The 20,567-nt window shown below is 71.3% G+C and carries 14 protein-coding genes and 3 pseudogenes; 6 read left to right on the forward strand and 11 right to left on the reverse strand.

The window, feature by feature from the left end:
• Positions 1–155 precede the first annotated feature (155 nt).
• From Prum_RS11835 to Prum_RS11855, 5 genes and pseudogenes are all read left to right on the forward strand, one after another.
• The gene (locus Prum_RS11835; protein WP_173076411.1) at positions 156–1,682 is read left to right on the forward strand and encodes a sugar ABC transporter ATP-binding protein; all 1,527 of its coding nucleotides are present in this window, start codon (positions 156–158) and stop codon (positions 1,680–1,682) included.
• Positions 1,679–2,740, forward strand: a complete 1,062-nt coding sequence (locus tag Prum_RS11840) for an ABC transporter permease (protein ID WP_173076413.1) — start codon at positions 1,679–1,681, stop codon at positions 2,738–2,740. The genes Prum_RS11835 and Prum_RS11840 overlap by 4 nt, the downstream gene beginning before the upstream one ends.
• On the forward strand, positions 2,737–3,726 hold the full coding sequence (yjfF, locus tag Prum_RS11845; protein ID WP_173076415.1) for a galactofuranose ABC transporter, permease protein YjfF: 990 nt from the start codon (positions 2,737–2,739) through the stop codon (positions 3,724–3,726). The genes Prum_RS11840 and yjfF overlap by 4 nt, the downstream gene beginning before the upstream one ends.
• A gap of 70 nt (positions 3,727–3,796) precedes the next feature.
• Positions 3,797–5,233 (forward strand): annotated as a pseudogene (locus Prum_RS11850) (beta-xylosidase family glycoside hydrolase); the annotation flags it as partial.
• A 134-nt stretch (positions 5,234–5,367) separates the two neighbouring features.
• Positions 5,368–7,149 (forward strand): alpha-L-arabinofuranosidase family protein, encoded by a 1,782-nt coding sequence (locus Prum_RS11855; RefSeq protein WP_371871223.1) that lies wholly within the window; start codon positions 5,368–5,370, stop codon positions 7,147–7,149.
• A 77-nt stretch (positions 7,150–7,226) separates the two neighbouring features.
• Here Prum_RS11855 and Prum_RS11860 read toward each other — a convergent pair whose 3' ends face one another.
• From Prum_RS11860 to Prum_RS11885, 6 genes and pseudogenes are all read right to left on the reverse strand, one after another.
• Entirely contained in the window at positions 7,227–8,171 is a 945-nt protein-coding gene (locus Prum_RS11860) for a sporulation protein (RefSeq protein ID WP_173076419.1), read from the reverse strand.
• Positions 8,172–8,179: 8 nt separating this feature from the next.
• The gene (locus Prum_RS11865) at positions 8,180–9,229 is read right to left on the reverse strand and encodes a hemolysin family protein (protein ID WP_173076421.1); all 1,050 of its coding nucleotides are present in this window, start codon (positions 9,227–9,229) and stop codon (positions 8,180–8,182) included.
• A pseudogene (locus Prum_RS11870) lies at positions 9,226–10,520 on the reverse strand (hemolysin family protein). Before Prum_RS11870 ends, Prum_RS11865 begins: the two are co-directional and overlap by 4 nt.
• Positions 10,521–10,600: 80 nt before the next feature.
• Positions 10,601–11,794, reverse strand: coding sequence for a cation:proton antiporter (locus tag Prum_RS11875; protein WP_173076423.1), 1,194 nt, complete (start codon positions 11,792–11,794; stop codon positions 10,601–10,603).
• Between the two features lie 60 nt (positions 11,795–11,854).
• Complete coding sequence (locus Prum_RS11880; RefSeq protein ID WP_173076425.1) at positions 11,855–12,184, reverse strand: hypothetical protein; 330 nt, start codon at positions 12,182–12,184, stop codon at positions 11,855–11,857.
• Between the two features lie 510 nt (positions 12,185–12,694).
• Positions 12,695–13,024 (reverse strand): hypothetical protein, encoded by a 330-nt coding sequence (locus tag Prum_RS11885; protein WP_173076426.1) that lies wholly within the window; start codon positions 13,022–13,024, stop codon positions 12,695–12,697.
• A gap of 170 nt (positions 13,025–13,194) precedes the next feature.
• On the opposite strand from Prum_RS11885, the pseudogene Prum_RS11890 reads away from it, so the two are divergent.
• Positions 13,195–17,665, forward strand: a pseudogene (locus Prum_RS11890) (ATP-dependent helicase); the annotation flags it as partial.
• 17 nt (positions 17,666–17,682) lie between these two features.
• Here the strand turns inward: Prum_RS11890 and Prum_RS11895 are convergent.
• Genes Prum_RS11895 through Prum_RS11915 form a run of 5 tightly spaced genes read right to left on the reverse strand, consistent with a single transcriptional unit; the run spans position 17,683 to position 20,523 of the window.
• Positions 17,683–18,102 (reverse strand): type II toxin-antitoxin system VapC family toxin, encoded by a 420-nt coding sequence (locus Prum_RS11895; RefSeq protein ID WP_173076428.1) that lies wholly within the window; start codon positions 18,100–18,102, stop codon positions 17,683–17,685.
• Positions 18,099–18,332: a hypothetical protein gene (locus tag Prum_RS11900; RefSeq protein WP_173076430.1), complete on the reverse strand. Its 234-nt coding sequence runs from the start codon at positions 18,330–18,332 to the stop codon at positions 18,099–18,101. Before Prum_RS11900 ends, Prum_RS11895 begins: the two co-directional genes overlap by 4 nt.
• A 53-nt stretch (positions 18,333–18,385) precedes the next feature.
• Positions 18,386–18,883: an RBBP9/YdeN family alpha/beta hydrolase gene (locus tag Prum_RS11905; protein WP_173076432.1), complete on the reverse strand. Its 498-nt coding sequence runs from the start codon at positions 18,881–18,883 to the stop codon at positions 18,386–18,388.
• 9 nt (positions 18,884–18,892) lie between these two features.
• Complete coding sequence (locus tag Prum_RS11910; protein ID WP_173076433.1) at positions 18,893–19,906, reverse strand: CU044_5270 family protein; 1,014 nt, start codon at positions 19,904–19,906, stop codon at positions 18,893–18,895.
• 20 nt (positions 19,907–19,926) lie between these two features.
• Complete coding sequence (locus Prum_RS11915) at positions 19,927–20,523, reverse strand: RNA polymerase sigma factor (protein ID WP_173076435.1); 597 nt, start codon at positions 20,521–20,523, stop codon at positions 19,927–19,929.
• Positions 20,524–20,567 lie beyond the last annotated feature (44 nt).

Here is a 20,567-nt window from a genome sequence, read left to right on the forward strand (position 1 = left end):
AAGATCCGGCGCACGGCGTAGCAGGTGGACGGCGTACCCGATAAACGGACGGCGCCGCCCCACGGCGGAGGGCGAGCGGCGGACGGCGCGAAACATGGGCATTGGCCGATCGGCACGCGGCCAGCATGATGAAAGACGAGCAAGGAGTCACGCGGATGGCAGAGCCGGCAGCGATCCTGACGATGACGGGGATCAGCAAGGAGTTCCCCGGCGTCAAGGCGCTCAGCGAGGTGGACTTCCGGCTGCTGCCGGGCGAGGTGCACGCCCTCATGGGCGAGAACGGCGCCGGCAAGTCGACCCTCATCAAGGTGTTGACCGGGGTCTACGACATCGACCAGGGCGACATCGTGCTGGACGGCACGCCGGTGCGCTTCACCGGACCGTTGCAGGCGCAGCACGCCGGCATCAGCACGGTCTACCAGGAGATCAACCTCTGCCCCAACCTGTCGGTGGCCGAAAACATCTTCATCGGCCGCGAGCCCCGGCAGTTCGGCCGGATCCAATGGTCCAAAGTGGAAAAGCGCGCGGACGAGCTGCTGGAGCGGCTCCAGCTCGACATCGACGTGTCCGCGATGCTCAGCACATACTCCATCGCCGTCCAGCAGATGGTCGCGATCGCCCGAGCCATCGACATCTCCGCGCGGGTGCTCGTCCTCGACGAGCCCACCTCCAGCCTCGACGCCAGCGAGGTCGACCAGCTCTTCCGGGTCATCCGCCAGCTCAAGGACGAGGGCATCGCGATCCTGTTCGTCACCCACTTCCTGGACCAGGTGTACGAGATCTCGGACCGCGTCACGGTGCTTCGCAACGGCCGCCGGGTCGGCGAATACGCCACCCGCGAGCTCACCCAGATCGACCTGATCGGCAAGATGATCGGCAAGGAGCTGGAGGTCCTGGAGCAGCTCGAGGAGCAGCCGAAGCGGTCCCTGGCCGCGCTGGAGAGCAGCCAGCCGCTGATCGAGGCGCACGAGCTGGGCCGAAAGGGGTCGGTGGCACCGTTCAGCCTCACCATCCACCGCGGTGAGGTGGTCGGGCTCGCCGGCCTGCTGGGCTCCGGCCGCACCGAGGTGGCCCGCCTGCTGTACGGGGCCGACCGGGCCGACCACGGACAGATCAAAGTGGACGGTAAGGAGGTGTCGCTCCGGTCGCCGCGCGCCGCGATGGGACACGACATCGCGTTCTGCTCGGAGAACCGGCGCACCGAAGGGCTCGTCGAGGACCTCACCGTCCGCGAAAACATCATTCTGGCGATGCAGGCGGTACGCGGGTGGACCCGCCCGATCCCCCGCCGCCGCCAGGACGAGCTGGTCGACAAGTACATCAAGGCATTGGACATCCGGCCCGCCAACCCGGAGGCGCTGATCCGCAACCTGTCCGGCGGCAACCAGCAGAAGGTGCTGCTCGCCCGCTGGCTCATCACCGAACCGCGCCTGCTCATCCTGGACGAGCCCACCCGGGGCATCGACGTCGGCGCGAAGGCCGAGATCCAGCGGCTCGTGGCGACGCTCTCCGACGGTGGCATGGCCGTGCTCTTCGTCTCGGCCGAGCTGGAAGAGGTGATGCGGCTCAGCCACAAAATCGCCGTGCTGCGCGACCGCCACATGATCAGCCAATTAGCCAACGACGACGAGCTGGATGCCGACCGCATCATGGAGACCATCGCAAGTGGAGCGACCTCATGACTAACGTGATCAAACACCGGCTCTTCTGGCCGGTCGCCATGCTGGTCGTACTCCTGCTCAGCAACCTGATCTTCACGCCGAACTTCTTCTCCATCACGGTCCGGGACGGCCACCTGTACGGCAGCCTGATCGACATCCTGCGGTTCGGCGCCCCGCTGGTGCTGGTGGCGGTCGGCCTGACCCTGGTCATCGCGACCGGGGGAATCGACCTGTCGGTGGGCTCGGTCATGGCCATCAGCGGCGCCCTCGCCTGCTGGTGGATCAGCGAGGCGAGTCAGCAGAACGCCCTCGCCACCGTGCTGAGCGCCGTCGGGCTCGCGCTCGGGCTGGCACTGATCTGCGGGTTGTGGAACGGCTTCCTGGTCGGCGTCGTCGGCATCCAACCGATCATCGCCACGCTGATCCTCATGGTGGCCGGGCGGGGCATCGCCCAGCTCATCACCGAGGGCCAGATCATCAACGTCAACAGCAGCACCAAGTTCAAGGTGATCGGCGCCGGCTACGCGCTGACGATCCCGGTCCCGGTCATTATCGCGGCGGCCGTGACCGTCCTGGCCGTGGTGCTGACCCGGCGGACCGCGCTCGGCCTGCTCGTCGAGTCGGTCGGCGGCAACGCCGAGGCGAGCCGGCTGGCCGGCATCCGGTCCCGCCGGATCATCCTGATGGTCTACATCTTCGCCGGCCTCTGCGCCGGCATCGCGGGCCTGATAGTCAGCTCCAACATCACCAGCGCCGACGCCAACTACGCCGGCCTCTGGTACGAGCTGGACGCGATTCTCGCCGTGGTCATCGGCGGCACGCTGCTGACCGGTGGCCGGTTCTCCATCGCCGGTACGGTCATCGGCGCGCTGCTCATCCAGACGCTCACCACTTCCATCTACACGATCGGCATCCCGCCGGAGACGACCCTGCTGTTCAAGGCGGTCGTCGTCACGATCGTCTGCCTGGTCCAGTCGCCCGCGTTCCGGGACAAGGTGTTCCACGCCCGGCGGCCCCGACCACCCGCGCCCGCCAGCCCGTCCAGCGAGCCGCAGCAGAAGATCGAGGTGCCGGCATGACCACCTTCAGCGACGTACGGGCCCGGCTCTACCGGGGACCCCAGCGCAAGTATGTGCCGGTCCTCGCGACCCTCGCCCTCTTCGCCCTGATGTACGGCCTCGGCGCCGCCCAGTACGAGGCGTTCGGCGACGCCCAGGTCGTCCTCAACGTGTTCATCGACAACGGGTTCCTGCTCGTCGTCGCGGTCGGCATGACGTTCGTGATTCTGACCGGCGGCATCGACCTCTCGGTGGGCGCGGTCGTCGCGCTCACCACGATGGTGTCCGCCTCGCTGCTTCAGAATCAGAACTGGCCGGCGTTCCTGGTGCTGCCGCTGGTGCTCTTCATGGGCTCGTTGCTCGGCTTCGGGATGGGCTGCATCATCCACTACTTCGACATCCAGCCGTTCATCGTGACGCTCGCCGGGATGTTCCTCGCCCGGGGCCTGTGCTACACGATCGGCACCTCCTCGATCCCGATCACCGACCCGTTCTGGGTCAAGATGGCCGAGTCGAAGATTCGCTTCGGCGAGTACCGCATCTCGCCGAGCGTCGTCGTCGCGCTTGTCGTGGTGCTCATCGCCGCGTTCGTGCTGGCGTACACCCGGCTCGGCCGCAACACGTACGCGATCGGCGGCAACCCCCGCTCGGCGCTGCTGATGGGCCTCCCGGTGGCCCGCACCAAGATCGCGGTTTACACCATCAGCGGGTTCTGCTCCGCCCTCGGCGGCGTGCTGCTCAGCTTCTACATGCTTTCCGGGTACGGCCAGCACGCGGTGGGCATGGAGCTCGACGCGATCGCCGCGGTCGTGATCGGCGGCACGCTACTGACCGGCGGCTCAGGCTACGTGCTGGGCACCGTGCTCGGCGTGCTGGTGCTCGGTCTGATCCAGACGCTGATCTCCTTCGACGGCCGGCTGAGCTCCTGGTGGACCAAGATCTTCATCGGCGCCCTGCTCTTCGTCTTCATCCTGCTGCAACGCCTCATCTCTCCGCGTAAGGGCTGATCTCTTAGGAGTCGTCGTGAAGCGAGTCCTCGTCGGCGTGTTAGCGCTAACACTCATCGTTGTCCCTGCGGTGCCAGCCTCGGCCGCGGAGGCGCCCATCCCCAGCGGGGCGGTCGTCGACTCGTTTGACGGGGCGACGCTGGGGGTGGACTGGGAGGTGCTCAACTCCGAACCCGCGCAGTGGTCGCTGACCGAGCGGCCCGGGTATCTGCGGGTGCACTCGCTGACCGGCGACACCCACCAGGCCACGAACAACGCGCGGAACCTCTTCTTCCAGGACATCCCCGCCGGTGACTTCGAGATCGTGGCGAAGTTCGAGGCGCCCGTCACGCTCAACTACCAGGGCGCCGGCATCCTGGCATGGCAGGACGCCGACAACTACGTACGCGCGGCGCTGGCCCACGTCGGCTTCGCTGGCGGCGTGATCATCGAGAACGCGCTCGAGGTCAACGCCGGATTCGCGTCCACGTTCACGCCGCGCCCGGGGTCCACATCGGAGACCCTGAAGGTCGCCCGGGTCGGCAACGTCTTCACGACGTCCTACTGGGACGGTGCGGCCTGGGTGCAGGCCGCTCAGGTTACCGCCGCGCTGAACGTCCAGAAGGTCGGCGTGTACGCGCTGTCCGCCCAGAACGGCACGCCGATCACCGCGGACTTCGACTACGTCGCCATCGTCGCCCCGGACGGCCAGCCGGTCGTGCCCGAGGGACCGTTCGCGCTGGAGGGCGCCGACAACGGGCCGTACCTGACCGCGGGGCGCGGCGGCGCCGTCGTCACGTCGTCCCGGCGCTCGGCCACGCAGCTCGCGTTGCGGGCGGGCGATGGCGGGACGCTCACCGACGTGGTGAGCGGCCGCACGCTGGGCCTGCGCGACGGGCGGGTGGTGCTGGGCGGTACGCCCGCGGCGTTCACGCTCGTGGACGCCGGGGGCGGGAAGGTCCGCGTCGCGGTGGCCGGTGGCTACCTGGACGACCACCTCCGCGTCGCGGCGGCCGGCGCCAAGTTCGTCGTCCGGCCGTACTCGCTCGGCGGCAAGCTGTCCGTCGACGGCGACGGCCCGACAACGCCGGTGAGCGACCGCCTCTACGGCATCTTCTACGAAGACATCAACCAGGCGGCCGACGGCGGCCTGTACGCCGAGCTGGTCCGCAACCGCTCGTTCGAGTTCAACACGGTCGACAACCCCAGCTACACCGCCCTCACCGGATGGTCCACGGTGGAGCGTGACGGGGCGAGCGCCGCGGTCGCGGTCACCGGGGCCGAGCCGCTCAACGACAACAACCTCAACCACCTGTCGCTCCAGGCGAGCGGCCCCGGCGCCGGCGTGCGCAACGCCGGCTACAACAGCGGCATCGCGGTCCGCGCGGGAGCGTCGTACGACTTCTCGGTGTGGGCCCGTACGGGCACGGCCGGCGGGATGCCGCTCGCGGTGACCGTGGAGAGCGCGGACGGCGCCACCGTGTACGGCCGCGCCGCCGTCACCGTCGCGTCGGACACGTGGACCAGGTACACCGCCCGGCTCACCGCCACCGGCACCACCGCTGACGGGCGGCTCGCCGTCGTCGCGGGCGGCGCCGGCACCGTCAAGCTGGACATGGTCTCGCTCTTCCCCGGGACACGTTCAAGGGGCGCGCGAACGGCATGCGCAAGGACCTCGCACAGAGCATCGCCGCATTGCACCCCAAGTTCCTCCGCTTCCCCGGCGGGTGCGTCACGAACGTCGGCAACTACGCGCCGTTCCCCGACCGCCGGCGCATCTACCGGTGGAAGGAGACGGTCGGCCCGGTCGAGCAGCGGCCCACCAACTTCAACTTCTGGGGCTACAACCAGTCGTACGGCATCGGGTACTTCGAGTACTTCCAGTTCGCGGAGGACGTCGGCGCCGAGGCGCTGCCGGTGGTCTCGGTCGGCGTCAACGGCTGCAACGAGAACCGTCCGCTGGCCGAGGACCAGCTCGCCCCGTGGGTACAGGACACATTGGACCTCATCGAGTTCGCCAACGGCTCGGTGAAGACCCAGTGGGGCGCGGTACGGGCCGCGATGGGGCACCCGAAGCCGTTCGGACTGGAGTACATCGGGCTCGGCAACGAGGAGATCTACCCGGAGTTCTACCGCAACTACCCGCACTTCGCGCGGGCGATCGAGGCAGCGTACCCGAACATCAAGATCGTGACGAACAGCGGGCAGACGTCGGCCGGCGCCATCTTCGACCGCGGCTGGGAGTTCGCCCGCGAGCAGGGCGCCGACCTGGTCGACGAGCACTACTACAACAGCCCGGAGTGGTTCCTCACCAACAACCACCGGTACGACGGGTACGACCGCACCGGGCCGAAGGTGTTCCTTGGCGAGTACGCCTCGCGCGGCAACACCTTCTACAACGCGCTCGCCGAGGCGTCGTTCCTCACCGGCATCGAGCGCAACTCCGACGTGGTGGACCTGGCGTCGTACGCGCCCCTGCTGGCCAATGTGGACTACGTGGACTGGACGCCGGACCTGATCTGGTTCGACAACGACCAGGTGTACGGCTCGACGAGCTACTACGTGCAGAAGCTCTTCGCCGACAACGTGGGTGACGCGGTGCTGCCGAGCGGCTACTCCGGCGGCTCGGTGCCGGGGCCGCCCGACATCGCCGGCGGCGTGGGCCTCGCCACCTGGAACACGCAGGCCGCGTACGACGACGTGAAGGTGACCGCCGCGGACGGCAGCGTGCTCCTCGCGGACGACTTCTCCGCCGGGGCGTCCGCGTGGACGCCGCAGACCGGCGCCTGGTCCGTCCAGGATGGAGCGTACGTGCAGACGTCCGGCGCCACCGACGCGCGCACGACGGCGGGCAGCGCGGACTGGTCCAACTACACGCTGGAGGCGACCGCCCGCAAGACGGGTGGGGCCGAGGGCTTCCTGGTGATGTTCGGCGTCCAGGACACCGGTAACCACTACTGGTGGAACCTCGGCGGGTGGGGCAACACCACGTCCGCCATCGAGAAGGCGGCGGGCGGCGGCAAGGCGACGATCGCGACGAGCTCGCACACGATCGAGACCGGGCGCACGTACCACCTCAAGATCACGGTAAGCGGCCGGAAGATCACGACGTACCTCGACGGCGTCAAGGTCAACGACTTCGTCGACGGCGCCGTCGAGCCGCTCTACCAGGTGGTGACCCGCGACAAGCGCACCGGCGACGTGGTGCTCAAGGTGGTCAACGCCCGCGCCACGGCCGCCCGCGCCACGGTGGCCCTCGACGGGGTGCGGGTGCACCGCACCGGCACCGTCACGTCGTACACGGCCAAGTCGCTGACCGACACGAACTCGCTGACCGAACCGAGGAAGGCCGTCCCCGTCACCTATCCGCAGCCCGGGTTGGGCACCCGCTTCGAGTACGACTTCCCGGCGTACTCGGTGACGTTCATCCGCTTGCCCGGCTGACGCGGCCGGCCTGACCGTGATCAAGGCGTCCTTCAAGTCGTTGGAGCGACTTGAAGGACGCCTTGATCACGACGTGGCTACTCCCCGAAGTCGCCGAAGTCGCCCTCGAAGACGTCTTCCATGGCCTCGCCGAGCACCATCCCGCCGAGCAGCCCGGCGCCCGCGCCCGCGATCACGGCCCCGGCGCCCATGCCCCGCCCGTGGCCGTGGTGGCCGCCGTGCGTGCCGTGCGACGAGCGGAACGCGGAGTAGCGGTCGCTCGCCTGGCGTACCCAGCCGTCGACGACGGACGCCCAGTCGGTCTGGTCGACCGTGGCGTGCTCGACCCGGAAGCGCCCGAACGCGTCGTGCCCGCCGGCGAACAGGCCACCCCGCTTGTCGAACTCCAGGATCACCTCGACGCCCCGCTGGTCGGCCACGAACGTCAGCTCGACCTCGTTGATGGCGCCCGCGTACTGCGGGGCCGGCCAGAACTCGATCTCCTGGTAGAACGGCAGCGTCTGGTTGACCCCGTGGATCCGGCCGCGCTCCAGGTCGGCGCTCTTGAAGCGGAAGCCGAGCCCGTTGAACGCGTCCAGGATCCGCTCCTGGGCCGGCAGCGGGTGCACGTGCACCGCGTCCAGGTCGCCCTTGTCGACCGCGCGGGCCACCGCCAGCTCGGTGCGCAGGCCCATCGTCATCCCGCGCAGGCGCTGGCCGTACACGTCGGTGACCGGCGCCTCCCACGGCACCGGGAAGCTGAACGGGATGTCCTTGCGCTCCCCCGCGCCCAGCGGGAACGCGCCCGCCACGGCGATCCGGTGAAACTCCACCGTGGAGTCGTACGACGCGTCGCCGCCCTCCACCTCGACCCGGGTGACCAGCCCGAGCGCGACCTGGTCGATGTTGACCGCGTGGTCGCCGCCCAGGATGTGGATCTGCCCGTCCAGGGTCAGGCCCGGTCGCGTGTTGGGGTTGGCCAGCACGGTGTCGACGGACGGCCCGCCGACGCCGAAGGCACCCAACAACTTCTTGAAAACCATTGGTGCTCCTATCGCATCCGCCGGCCTCGCGGCACGGCATCCGTCTCGTCGTCGAACTCGCCGATGACCTCTTCGAGCAGGTCCTCCAGGGCTACGAACCCGACCGTGGCCGCGCCGTCGCGGACCAGGGCGAACTGCGCCCGGTCGGCCCGCATCGCCGCGACCGCCTCGGTGACCGTCGCCGTGCCCGGCAGGGTGAACGGCGGCGCCATCAACTCGGCCGCGGTCGCCGGTCGCCCGAACGTGGTCGCCCGTACAGCGTCCCGCACATGGACCAGGCCCACCAGGCCGGAATCCGCCACGGCCAGCCGGGACCGCCCGCAGGAGCGCGACACCGCCTCGATCCGCTCCGCGCTGTCGCCGGGCGCGACCGTGACGAGCCGGTCGGCCGGCGTCATCACGTCGGCCACCGTGGTGCGCTGCAACTGGAGCATGCTGGACAGCAACTGCTCCTGGTCGGCGGCCAGCGTGCCGTGCTCGCGCGACTGCTCCAGCAGGATGCGCAACTCCTCCGGCCCGTGCACGTGCGCGAGGTGGTCCTGCGGCTCCACTTTGGCCAGTCGCAGCACGGCGTTGGCGAGGCCGTTGAAGAGGACGAGCGCCGGCCGGGTCAGCCGCGCGAACGCGCGGAACGGCAACGCCAGCAGCAGCGCCGAACGCTCCGGATCGGTGATGGCCCACGACTTGGGCGCCATCTCGCCGACGACGAGGTGCATGAACCCGACAACGAAGAGCGCCACCAGGAACGCGATGACGTGGCTCGCCGTGTCCGGCAGGCCGACCGCGTGCAGCGCCGGCCCCAGCACGTGCTCGATGGCGGGTTCGGCGAGCGCGCCGAGACCCAGCGTGCACAGCGTGATGCCGAGCTGCGCGCCGGCCAGCATCACGGACAGCTCGCGGGTGCCGTCGAGGGCCGCCCGCGCCGCCCGGTTTCCGGACGCCGCCGCCTGCTCCAACCGGTAGCGCTTGCTGCCCACGAGCGCGAACTCGGCCGCCACGAAGAAGCCGTTCAGCGCCAGCAGCAGGAGCGACAACAGCAGGGCCCAGGTGGTGCTCACGACACCACCTCCAGCCGTACCTGCTCGGCCACGTGACGCTCGACCGACTGGACACTGAGGACGACGGCGCCGAGCTCCATCCGATCGCCCACAGTGGGCACTCGCCCAACTCGCGCATCACCAGGCCGGAAAGCGTGTCGTACTCCGGTGCCGCGGGCAGCTCGATGCCCGTCGCGTCGGCCACCTCGTCGATCCGCCAGCGCGCCGGCACCAGCCACGACCCGTCCGACTGGCGTGCCGGCGCCGGCTCCGGGTGGTCGTCCTCGTCGCGGATCGGGCCGACAAGCTCCTCGGCGATGTCTTCCAGCGTGATGACGCCGGCAAAGCCGCCATACTCATCCACCACACACGCCATCTGGCGATGCCCGGCCCGCAGCCGGTCCAGCACCGCCGGCAGCGGCAGCGTCGTCGGCACCAGCAGCGGGGGTACGCCCACGTCCCGCACCGGCGTGGTCGCGCGCTCGCCCGGCGGCACTTCCATCACGTCGGCGATGCCTACCACGCCCACCACGTCGTCGACGCCGTCGGCGCCCCGCACGGGGAACCGCGAGTGGCCGGTCTCCAGCAGGTCGACGACGCGACGTACCGGCTCGTCGGCACGGATGGTGTGCACGTCGACGCGCGGCACCATCACCTCGCCCGCGGTGAGCCGCCGGAAGTCCAGCCCGCGGTCGAGCAGCGTGGAGATCTGCACGTCGAGGTGCCCCTCGGCGCGGGACTCCGCGATGATCTGCTCCAGGTCTTCGGCGGTGGCGCCGGACGGCAACTCCTCGATCGGCTCGACGCCGACCCGCCGCAGCAACCGGGCCGCGGCCAGGTCGAAGATCCGGATCACCGGGCCGAACATGGCCAGGTAGAGCAGCGTGGACCGGCTCAGCCGCCGGGCGAGCGCCTCCGGGCGGGCGATGGCCAGGTTTTTCGGAGCCAGCTCGCCGAGCACCATCTGCACGACGGTGGAGATGAGCAGGACCAGCACGACCGAGACCGGCAGGCTGACCGACTGCGGCACGCCCGCCGTACCCAACAGGTCGGCGAGCCCCTCGCCGACGAAGGGCTCCGCGACGTACCCGACCAGCAGCACCGTCACGGTGATGCCGAGCTGCGCCCCGGACAGCATGAACGACAGCCGCCCGGTCACCTTGAGCGCCCGCGCGGCGGCGGCGTCGCCCTCGCCGGCGAGGCGGCGCAGCTTGCCGCGATCCACCGCGACGTAGCCGAACTCCTGCGCGACGAAGTAGCCGGTGAGGGCGGTGAGCAGCAGGATGAGCAGGAAACCGACCGCGATCAGCACGACCGGCTCACGAATCGCCGGGGGTCACCCGGCTCGGTACTACTGCCCTCCTGGGCAGTGGTCGCGATCATGGGCGCATCCTATCGAGATAAGCTGGACGTTTCCTGTGAGACAGGCTTGGGGAACAGCGCGGCGAGCCGCTCCGACCGCAGCACGGCCAACGGCCCGATCACAGCGAGGATCAACACGTAGCCGGCCACGAACGGGGCGATCCGCGAATCCAGCCCCGCGGCGACCGCCAGCGAACCGAGGATCAGCGAGAACTCGCCCCGGGTCAGCACGGTCAGGCCGATGTTGGCCGCCTCCTGCCGGCCGTACCCGTGCAAACGCGCGGCAAGCGCGCCGGCGGCGATGTTGAGCAGCACGGTGGCGGCCACCGCCACCGCGATCGGCACCAGCACCGGGCCGATGTCGCCGGGGTCGATGGTCAGCCCGAAGGTGAAGAAGAAGATCGCGGCGAACCCGTCCCGCAGCGGCCGCACGAGCGTGCGGACCCGCTCGGCGGCCGTCGAGCCGCCCAGGACCAACCCGATCATGAACGCCCCGATCGCATCCGACACGCCCAGCTCCTCGGCGACGCCCGCGGACAGCACCGCGAGCCCGACGAAGAAGACCACCAGCAGTTCGTCGTTGAAGACCCGCAGCAGGCGGCCGGCGGCGCGGGCACCCCAGCGGGCCAGCGCGGCGAGCACGATCAGGAACGCGAACGCCTTGGCGAGGTCGAGCGCCACCTCAGCCGCACCGCTGGCGTTGCCCAGCACCGGCTGCAGGATGGCCAGATAGAGCGCCAGGAAGATGTCCTCGATCACGATGACGCCGAGGATGAGCCGGGACTCCCGATTGCGCATGCGTCCGGTCTCGAGCAGCAGCTTCGTGACGATCGCCGACGAGGAGATGCCGACCACGCCGGCGATCACGAGCGCCTCGCGGGCGCCCCAGCCCAGCGCGAACCCCAGCGCCAGCCCGCCGCCGATGTTGAGCGCGAGGTAGCCGAGGCCGGCGGCAAGCATCCGCCGCCCGCCCGCGACCAGGTCGTCGGTGTGAAACTCCAGACCGAGGTAGAAGAGCAGGAAGACCAGGCCCAGCGCGGCGACCAGGGCCAGGTCGTCGGGGTTCTCGACGAGCGCGATGCCGGGCGTGTGCGGCCCGAACACCACCCCGGCGAGCATGAAGAGAGGAATGGTGGGCAGGCCGATCCGCGCGCCGAGGCGAGCGAGTACGGCTGCCGCCAGGAACGCCCCACCCAGGGCGACAAGTGCGTCTCCGATATGCATGCGTGTACGCCTCCACTCCGCGCCCTATCGCCGGCGCGGGGTTGATCTCTGTCGGGCAGCTCAGATCAACGTGGAGGGTGGTGCCCGGGAGGAGTGTGGGGCGGCGGCCAGCGTCGCGGGCCGTACGGTCGGGGAGGTGGCGTCGCCGGTGGCCGCCGGATCGGGCTCCGGCGCCCCGACCGGCTCCGGTACGGGTACCTGAAGGTCATGGTCGGAACTCGCGGCGGTGGGCGCGTGCTGGACGACGGCGGCGCCGATCGAGGCGGGCCCGTTGGCGATCGCTCCCGCCGGGGCGGCCGTGGAGCCCGCACCGTGCACGGACGTGACGGCGAGCACGAGCAGGAGGGCAGCGGCGACCAGACGGCCGACGACCGTCCTGTCACCTCGCACACCATCTCCTGCCCACTAGCCGAACGGTAAGCATACAGGCCGCACCTCACCCGTTACCGCTCTTACGCCCCGCGCTGCTCCGCTCCGCCGCAGCGCGATCCGCGCCACGCCACGTCGATCAAGGTCTGGCTGCGTCGATCAAGGACTTCCGCGTCGATCAAGGGCTTGCTCGCCGATCAAGGACGAATGGTCGCGCTTTGATCTCCAAACCACGGCCATATGCCCTTGATCGACGCAGAAGTCCTTGATCGACGCAGCCAGGCACGGACGGACGAGCAGGCCGGGACGGGCGGGGACAGGGCCGGACCGGGCGCGACAGACCCACGCGCGGCGGACGTCGATCAAGGGCTTGCTCGCCGATCAAGGGCATATGGCCGTGCTTTGATCTCCGATCCACGGCCATATGCCCTTGATCGACGCAGAAGTCCTTGATCGACGCGTGTAGCAGGGCGCGGGCGGCAGGGCGCGGGCAGCAGGGCGCGCGCGGGGGCCCGGGGTGGGCGAGCGAGGTTAGGCGGCGAGGGATTGGACGACCAGGTCGTCGCGGCCCAGGGCGCGGGCGATCTCGTTGACCACCCGCTGGTCGGCGGTGAGGGAGCGAGCCGGCAGGCGGTCGCTGCGGCTCTCCCGGCGCAACACGAAGTAATGGACGGCCGCTCGTACGCGGGCCCGGTCGGCGGCACTGGCCCGGGTGGTGCTGACGATCAGCTCACGGAGGCTGGTGGCGAGCCGCTCGGCCAACGTCAGGTCATGGCCGGTCCGGCCGGACAGCCGCAACAGCACCAGGTGGCGCTCCACCTGGTGTACGAGTACGTCCGTATCGTGCTGAAATCCACGCATCACACCAGTTCCCCCTCAGCACTGTCCTGGCGTTGCCGGCGAAGCTACTAGATTTCGTGCAATACCGGCAAGTGCGTATGTCGTACCAATTGCCTCATCAGTCGCAGTGGTGCGCGACGCCATCGGTTGTGTCGTACCCGGAAGGCAAGATTGGACGCGTGGCTGATGTGCTGGCGCGGTTCGGACGGGCGACGCGGGAGTGGTTCGGCGCCGCTTTCGCGGCGCCGACCGAGGCGCAGGCCGGCGCCTGGCAGGCGATCGGTGAGGGGCATCACGCCCTGGTCGTCGCCCCGACCGGCTCCGGTAAGACGCTCGCCGCGTTCCTCTGGTCGCTGGACCGGCTCGCTCGCGAGCCGCTCCCCGCCGACCCCAAGCACCGCTGCCGGGTGCTCTACGTGAGCCCGCTCAAGGCCCTCGCCGTCGATGTCGAGCGCAACCTGCGCGCCCCGCTCGCCGGCATCCGGCACGCGGCGTCCCGGCTGGGCGTCCCGCAGCCCGACATCACCGTCGGCATGCGTACCGGTGACACGCCGGCCGACGAGCGGCGCAGCTTCGCCCGCACGCCGCCGGACATCTTGATCACCACGCCGGAGTCGCTCTTCCTGCTCCTCACGTCGGCCGCACGGGAGTCCCTGGCCGGCGTCGAGACGGTGATCGTCGACGAGGTGCACGCGGTGGCGGCCACCAAGCGCGGCGCCCACCTCGCGCTGTCGTTGGAGCGGCTCGACGCGCTGCTGCCCCGGCCCGCCCAGCGGATCGGGCTGTCCGCCACGGTGCGCCCGATCGATGAGACCGCGCGGTTCCTGGGCGGGTCCCGGCCGGTCGAGGTGGTCCAGCCGCGCGCGGCCAAGACCATCGAGGTCAGCGTGCAGGTCCCGGTGGAAGACATGACCCAGCTGGACGAGGTGGGCGAGCCGGAGGAGGGGTCGCGCCGGGCGTCGATCTGGCCGGCGGTCGAGGAGCGGGTCTTCAACCTCATCGGCCAGCACCGCTCGACCATCGTCTTCACCAACTCGCGGCGCAGCGCCGAGCGGCTGTGCGCCCGGCTCAACGAGTTGGCAGCGGAGCGCCATGAGATCGGCGCCCTGCCGGCGGCCATCATGGCGCAGTCCGGGGCCGCGACCGGCGCGCCACCGGTGATCGCCCGCGCCCACCACGGCAGCGTCTCCCGCGAAGAGCGCAAACACATCGAAGAGGCGCTCAAGTCCGGCCAGCTGCCCGCCGTGGTCGCCACCTCCAGCCTGGAGCTGGGCATCGACATGGGCGCGGTCGACCTGGTCGTGCAGATCGAGGCGCCGCCGAGCGTGGCGGCCGGCCTGCAGCGGATCGGCCGGGCCGGCCACCAGGTCGGCGCGGTCTCGCGCGGCGTCGTGTTTCCCAAGCACCGCGGTGACCTGCTCTCCTGCGCGGTGGTGGCGGAGCGGATGATCGGCGGCGCGATCGAGGAGCTGCGCTACCCGCGTAACCCGCTCGATGTGCTGGCCCAGCACATCGTCGCCATGGTGGCGCTCGACCAGTGGCCGGTCGCCGACGTGGCCGCGCTGGTCCGGCGGGCCGCGCCGTTCGCCGAGTTGCCCGACTCGGCCCTGCACGCGGTGCTCGACATGCTCTCCGGGCGCTACCCGTCGACCGCGTTCGCCGAGCTGCGTCCCCGCCTGGTGTGGGACCGCGCCGCCGATCTGCTCACCGGCCGGCCCGGCGCCCAGCGGCTGGCCGTCACCAGCGGCGGCACCATCCCCGACCGCGGCCTCTTCGGGGTCTTCCTGGCCGGCGCGGAGCGCGCGGCCCGCGTCGGCGAGCTCGACGAGGAGATGGTGTACGAGTCGCGCGTCGGCGACGTCTTCCTGCTCGGCTCGACGTCGTGGCGCATCGAGGACATCACGCCCGATCGGGTGCTCGTCTCACCTGCGCCGGGTGCGGCGGCGCGGATGCCGTTCTGGAAGGGCGACCAGCTCGGTCGCCCGGTCGAGTTGGGCCGTGCGATCGGCGCCCGGCTGCGCTCCCTCGTACGGCAGGACGACGAGGCGGCGATCGCGGCGCTGCGCGGGGACGGGCTCGACGAGTGGGCCGCCGGCAACCTGATGGCCTACCTGCGCGAGCAGCGCGAGGCGACCCGGGCGCTGCCCGACGACCGCACGATCGTGGTCGAGCGCTTCCGCGACGAGCTGGGCGACTGGCGGCTGGCCGTCCACTGTGTCCTCGGTGCCCGGGTCAACGGCCCGTGGGCGCTCGCGGTGGCCCGCCGGCTCGCCGAGCGATACGGGGTGGACGCCCAGGTCATGCCGTCGGACGACGGGATCGTGGTGCGGCTGCCCGACACCGCGGAGCAGCCGCCGGGGCGGAGCTGGTCGCGTTCGAGCCGGACGAGATCACCCAGATGGTCGAGGAGTCGGTCGGCACCTCGGCGCTCTTCGCGTCCCGCTTCCGGGAGTGCGCGGCCCGCGCCCTGCTCCTGCCCCGCCGCGACCCGCGCCGCCGCCAGCCGCTGTGGCAGCAGCGCCAGCGGGCCGCGCAGCTGCTCGATGTCGCCCGGGAGTACGCGGACTTTCCGATCACCCTGGAGGCGGCGCGCGAGTGCCTGCAGGACGTGTTCGACGTGCCCGGGTTGGCCGGGCTGATGCGCGACGTGGCGGCCCGCAAGGTCCGGCTCGTGGAGGTGGAGAGTCCGAAGCCGTCGCCGTTCGCCCGGTCGCTGCTCTTCGGGTACGTCGGCGCGTTCCTGTACGAGGGCGACGCGCCGCTGGCCGAGCGCCGGGCGGCCGCGCTGGCCCTCGACTCCACCCTGCTCGGCGAGCTGCTGGGCCGGGTCGACCTGCGCGAGCTGCTGGAGCCGGCCGTGGTCACCGCCACCGAGCGGCAGTTGCAATGGCTCACCGAGGAGCGCCGGCCCCGCGACGCCGAAGACGTCGCCGAGCTGCTGCGCCTGCTCGGCGACCTGTCCGATGCCGAGCTGGCCGAGCGCGGGGTGGCGCCGGACTGGCCGGTCGCCCTGGAGGGCGCCAAGCGGGCCATCCGGGTACGCATCGCGGGCGAGCAGCGCTGGATCGGCGTCGAAGACGCGGGCCGGTTCCGCGACGCGCTCGGCGTGGCGCTGCCGGTCGGCGTCGCCCAGGCGTATGTCGAGCCGGTGCCCGATCCCCTCGGCGACCTGGTGGCCCGGTATGCCCACACGCACGGGCCGTTCACGGCGGCTGCCTGCGCGGCCCGGTTCGGGTTGGGTGTGTTCGTGGTCGAGCAGGCGCTACGGCGGCTCGCGGCGACGGGCCGGGTGGTCTCCGGGGAGTTCTCGCCGGATGGGGCCGGTGCCGAGTGGTGCGACGCCGAGGTGCTGCGCATGCTGCGCCGCCGCTCGCTCGCCGCGCTGCGCCGCGAGATCGAGCCGGTGCCGCCGCGCGTGCTCACCACGTTCCTGCCCCGCTGGCAGCACGTGGGGGCGTCCGCGCGCGGCGTCGAGGCGGTGGCGGCCGCGATCGAGCAGCTCCAGGGCACGGCGGTGCCGGCGTCCGCACTCGAACGGCTCGTCCTGCCCGCGCGGGTCGCCGACTACTCCCCCGCGTACCTGGACGAGTTGTGCGCGAGCGGTGAGGTGCTGTGGGCCGGGTCGGGCGCGATCGCGGGCGGCGACGGCTGGGTGACCCTGGCGTACGCGGACACGGCCCCGCTGCTGCTCCCACCGCTCGACGAGTCGCTCGCCCTGACCCCACTTCATCAGGCGGCGCTCGACGCCTTGGACGGTGGGCAGGCGCTCTTCTTCCGCGCGCTCTCCGACCGCGTGGGATCCGTGGACGACGCGGATCTGATCGCGGCGGTGTGGGATCTGGTGTGGGCCGGCTGGTTGACCAACGACACGCTCGCGCCGCTGCGCACCCTGCTCGGCGGGGGCGGTGGTGCCCACCGGGCGAAGCCGGGCGCCCCGCGCACCCGCTACCGGCGGCCGGGGCGGGTGGCCCTGCCGTCGCGCACCGGCCCGCCCACCGTGGCCGGTCGCTGGTCCCGGCTGCCCGAGCGCGACACCGACCCCACCCGGCGGACCGCCGCGCTCGCCGACGCGCTGCTGGAGCGGCACGGCGTGGTGACCCGGGGCGCGGTCGCCGCCGAGGGCGTCACCGGCGGGTTCGCGGCCGTCTACCCGGTGCTCGCCGCCCTGGAGGAGCGCGGCGCCGCCCGGCGCGGCTACTTCGTGGAAGGACTGGGCGCGGCGCAGTTCGCCGTGCCGGGCGCGGTCGACCGACTCCGCGCGCTCGCCGACGAGCACCGCCGATCCACCACCGCCCTGGTCCTGGCGGCCACCGACCCGGCCAGCCCGTACGGCGCGGCGCTGCCCTGGCCCGAGCGCGTGGTCGCCCAGGAGGGCACCGGGCACCGGCCGGGTCGCAAGGCGGGCGCCCTGGTAGTCCTGGTCGGCGGCGAGCTGGTGCTGTACGTCGAGCGCGGTGGGCGTACCCTATTGTCCTTTGTGGACGACGATGACGCGCTGGCCGCGGCGGCGAAGGCGCTCGCGGACGCGGTCCATACCGGCGCGCTCGGCGCGCTGTCGGTCGAGCGCGCGGACGGCGAGGCGGTCTTCACGTCCCCCTGCGCGCCGCGCTGACCTCGGCCGGCTTCCGTGCCACGCCGAAGGGCCTCCGCCTACGCGGCTAGGCATGACCCCGTCAGCGTTAGGTCGGCTCCGGGAGCAGTGTGAATGCCTCGACGTGGGCTGGCCGCACGACAGTGAAGTGCCGCCGGTCCAGGGTGGCGATCTCGGTAACGCGGAGTCGCTCCGCGACGGTGACGACTGAGGCGTCCACCGCCCCGAGAGGCAGGTCGGCATAGCGGCGCACGAGTTCGGCCATGCGATATGCGTCGAGCGCCGTTATGGCAACCACATCCAGTTCGCTGCGCGCGACGGCGTCCAGAAAGGCCGCCTCGGCTTGTGGTCCCTGCGTGCTCTCCAACAGCCAGAACACCTCGGTGATAACCGGTGCGGGCACCATCAGCGGGCCGGGATGCGAGCGCAGCAGCGCGGCGCATGACTCGTGATGCGCATCCTTCGCGTTGATGGCCGCGACCAGCGGGCCGGTGTCAACGACGATCACGCGGCGTCGTTGAACCTGGCTCGGATGATCTCCTCGGACCGCTCGGCGAGATCGCTCGGCCCGTCAGTAACCTGGCCGACGAAGGACAACCGCCGTGGCAGATCCTCGCCCCGCTCCTGGCCTGGGCGACCGGCCGCCGCGAACTGGCGCATGACGCCGCGGATGGCCTCCGCCTGCTCAGGAGTCAGGCGGTCCAACATCTCGTGAAGATCCGCGTACGGCACCTGCATTCCTCCATCGTAGGCGAGCGCATTCCACTGGGGCCGCCCCGAGATTGGACAGTTTACTCCAAACGGACGAGGAGTTGGTCGCCGAGTGGCCAGGGGCCGTGGCCGCTGGCGGTGTTCAGGTGGCCGACGTCGCCGGCGTCGACGAACTCGGCGCCCCAACCGGCCGCGTACGCCTGGGCGCGCTCGAAGGACATGTGCTCGTCGTTGCGGCTGCCGACCACGATGCTCCGGAACGGCAGCGGCTGGAAGGGTTCCGCCCACTCGGGCACGTCGGGCGGGACGGTCAGGAGGGCCGCCCGCACCGGGCGGGTCTCGTGCGACGCGGCCCAGCGTGCCACCGTGAGGCAGCCCAGCGACGTCGCGACCAGGATCGCCGGCTCGGCGGCCGCGTTGACGGCGGCGTCGAGCGCGGCGACCCGGTCGTCCAGGTCGGTGTCCGGCGTCGTGCGGCGGCGCACCCACACGTACTCGGGATGGTCCTGCGCCCACAGCGTCATCCAGTGGTCGGGCCCGGCCGGACTCCGGCCGGGCACCAGCAGCACACGGGTCATCGATGGACCCTACGGGAACGTCGGCGCGGTGGGTGTCTCGTCGGTCCATTCGCGGATGGTGGTGAGCATCTCCCCGTCCGCCTGGATGGGGCGGGCGCGCGCACCCGGCTGGGGGTTCGTGAGGATGGTCAAGATCTGGTACGACTTCGGGTCGACGATCAGCTGGGTCACCTCCTTGCTGCCCTCGCGGACGATGCAGACCCCGGTCCGGCCCTGGCTGTCGGTGGCGATCCGCGCGATCCGCACGTTCTTCAGGGTCGCCAGCAGCCGGTACGCGGCGGCGCGCTGGGGCGGCGACGCGGGCGATCGGGCGAGCAGGCCGGCGCTCGCCTCGAACACGTACCCTTCGGTCCCGTCCGGGGTCAGGTGGCCGACGTCGCTGCCCAGTTTCCGCGCCTTCGCCTCCAGGACGGTCCGCAGCGCCTGCGGCTCCGTGGGCAGCTGGCGTACCTCGGCGAGGCTGAACTCGGCCTCGGCACCGAAGCCGCCGAAGTCCGTCTTGTCGAAATCGGTGGCGCGGACCTGCTTGCCGTCCTTGTACTCCAGGGTTCCCCACCAGTTGCCGTCCCGTGGATCGGCCGCCTCCCACTGGTCGACGATCCGCCAGCGAAAGTCGGTGGGCGTTCCGGAGGGCCCGCTCCGCCTCTCCGGGGTCTTCATCAGCCAGCGCACGTGCCAGTACCGGCCGGACGTGGCCGGCTCCTTCTCGGCCTGGGTCGCGGCGGCTAGGAGGAACTCCTGGGCGTTGGCCGGTGCCGCGGTCGTCACCTGCGCACCGGGCGGGCCCTGGTCCGTCGACGGCGCCGGTCCGCCCAGGCCGACGACCATCGCGACGGCCGCGGCGGTGGCGACCAGCCCGGTGCCGGCCAGGGGCCAGCGGAGGATCGCCCAGGCCGATCGGGGGGCGCGCGTGGCCGTACGCGAAGCCTGGATCTCTTGCCGCAGGCGCGCGCGGGCGGCGGCCTGGCTGTCGGTTTCGGGGTCCACCGAGAGGACCGCGCGGATCATGTTGAGGTCATCCATGACGCATGTGTCCCTTGTGCTCAGTCGGGGAGGGTGGGGTCGACGCCCAGCGCGGCACGGACCTTGCGGCGTACGCGGTTGAGGCGGGAGCAGACGGTGCCGTAGGGGATGTCGAGCGCGGCGGCGATCTCGTGGTGGTCGAGCCCGCCGAGCGCCATGAGCAGCAGGACGTCCCGGTCGCGTGCGGGCAGCTCGGCGAGGGCGGCGGCCAGCTCGCCGCGGATGCGCTCCGCGCTGAGGCGGACGACCACGCGCTCGTCGTGCCCGGCGTCGACCGGGTCGGCGGGGACGCGGACCATCGCGTTGAAGCGGCGTTCCTCGTCGCGGTGGTGCCGGCGGATGAGGTTCGTGGCGATGCCGTACAGCCAGGCGCGGACGTGCCCGCCCGACGGCCCGCCGTCGAAGTCTCGCCGCCCGCGAAAGCCGATGAGGAACGTCTCCGACGCCACGTCGTCGGCCGCGGCGGCACCGAGGCGGCCGCGGGCGTACCGGTGGATCTCCGGGTAGTAGCGGTCGAAGAGCGCCTCGAAGCGTTCCGGGTCCGCGCGCGACTCGACCAGGACGGCGAGGTCGTCGGCGCGCCGGACGTCCCGGTCAGCCTCCGGCGGCGCGTTCACCTGGTATGGCCGTTCATACGGTTACCTCCTCGCGGGGACTGTCA

This window comes from Phytohabitans rumicis, from assembly GCF_011764445.1.
GTDB lineage: Bacteria > Actinomycetota > Actinomycetes > Mycobacteriales > Micromonosporaceae > Phytohabitans > Phytohabitans rumicis.

Excerpts from the sequence above, each read along its gene's own strand:
- Prum_RS11835 (WP_173076411.1), top strand. The coding sequence starts at position 156 with ATGGCAGAGCCGGCAGCGATCCTGACGATGACGGGGATCAGCAAGGAG.
- Prum_RS11840 (WP_173076413.1), top strand. The coding sequence starts at position 1,679 with ATGACTAACGTGATCAAACACCGGCTCTTCTGGCCGGTCGCCATGCTG.
- yjfF (WP_173076415.1), top strand. The coding sequence starts at position 2,737 with ATGACCACCTTCAGCGACGTACGGGCCCGGCTCTACCGGGGACCCCAG.
- Prum_RS11855 (WP_371871223.1), top strand. The coding sequence starts at position 5,368 with ATGCGCAAGGACCTCGCACAGAGCATCGCCGCATTGCACCCCAAGTTC.
- Prum_RS11860 (WP_173076419.1), bottom strand. The coding sequence starts at position 8,171 with ATGGTTTTCAAGAAGTTGTTGGGTGCCTTCGGCGTCGGCGGGCCGTCC.
- Prum_RS11875 (WP_173076423.1), bottom strand. The coding sequence starts at position 11,794 with ATGCATATCGGAGACGCACTTGTCGCCCTGGGTGGGGCGTTCCTGGCG.
- Prum_RS11885 (WP_173076426.1), bottom strand. The coding sequence starts at position 13,024 with ATGCGTGGATTTCAGCACGATACGGACGTACTCGTACACCAGGTGGAG.
- Prum_RS11900 (WP_173076430.1), bottom strand. The coding sequence starts at position 18,332 with ATGCAGGTGCCGTACGCGGATCTTCACGAGATGTTGGACCGCCTGACT.
- Prum_RS11905 (WP_173076432.1), bottom strand. The coding sequence starts at position 18,883 with ATGACCCGTGTGCTGCTGGTGCCCGGCCGGAGTCCGGCCGGGCCCGAC.
- Prum_RS11910 (WP_173076433.1), bottom strand. The coding sequence starts at position 19,906 with ATGGATGACCTCAACATGATCCGCGCGGTCCTCTCGGTGGACCCCGAA.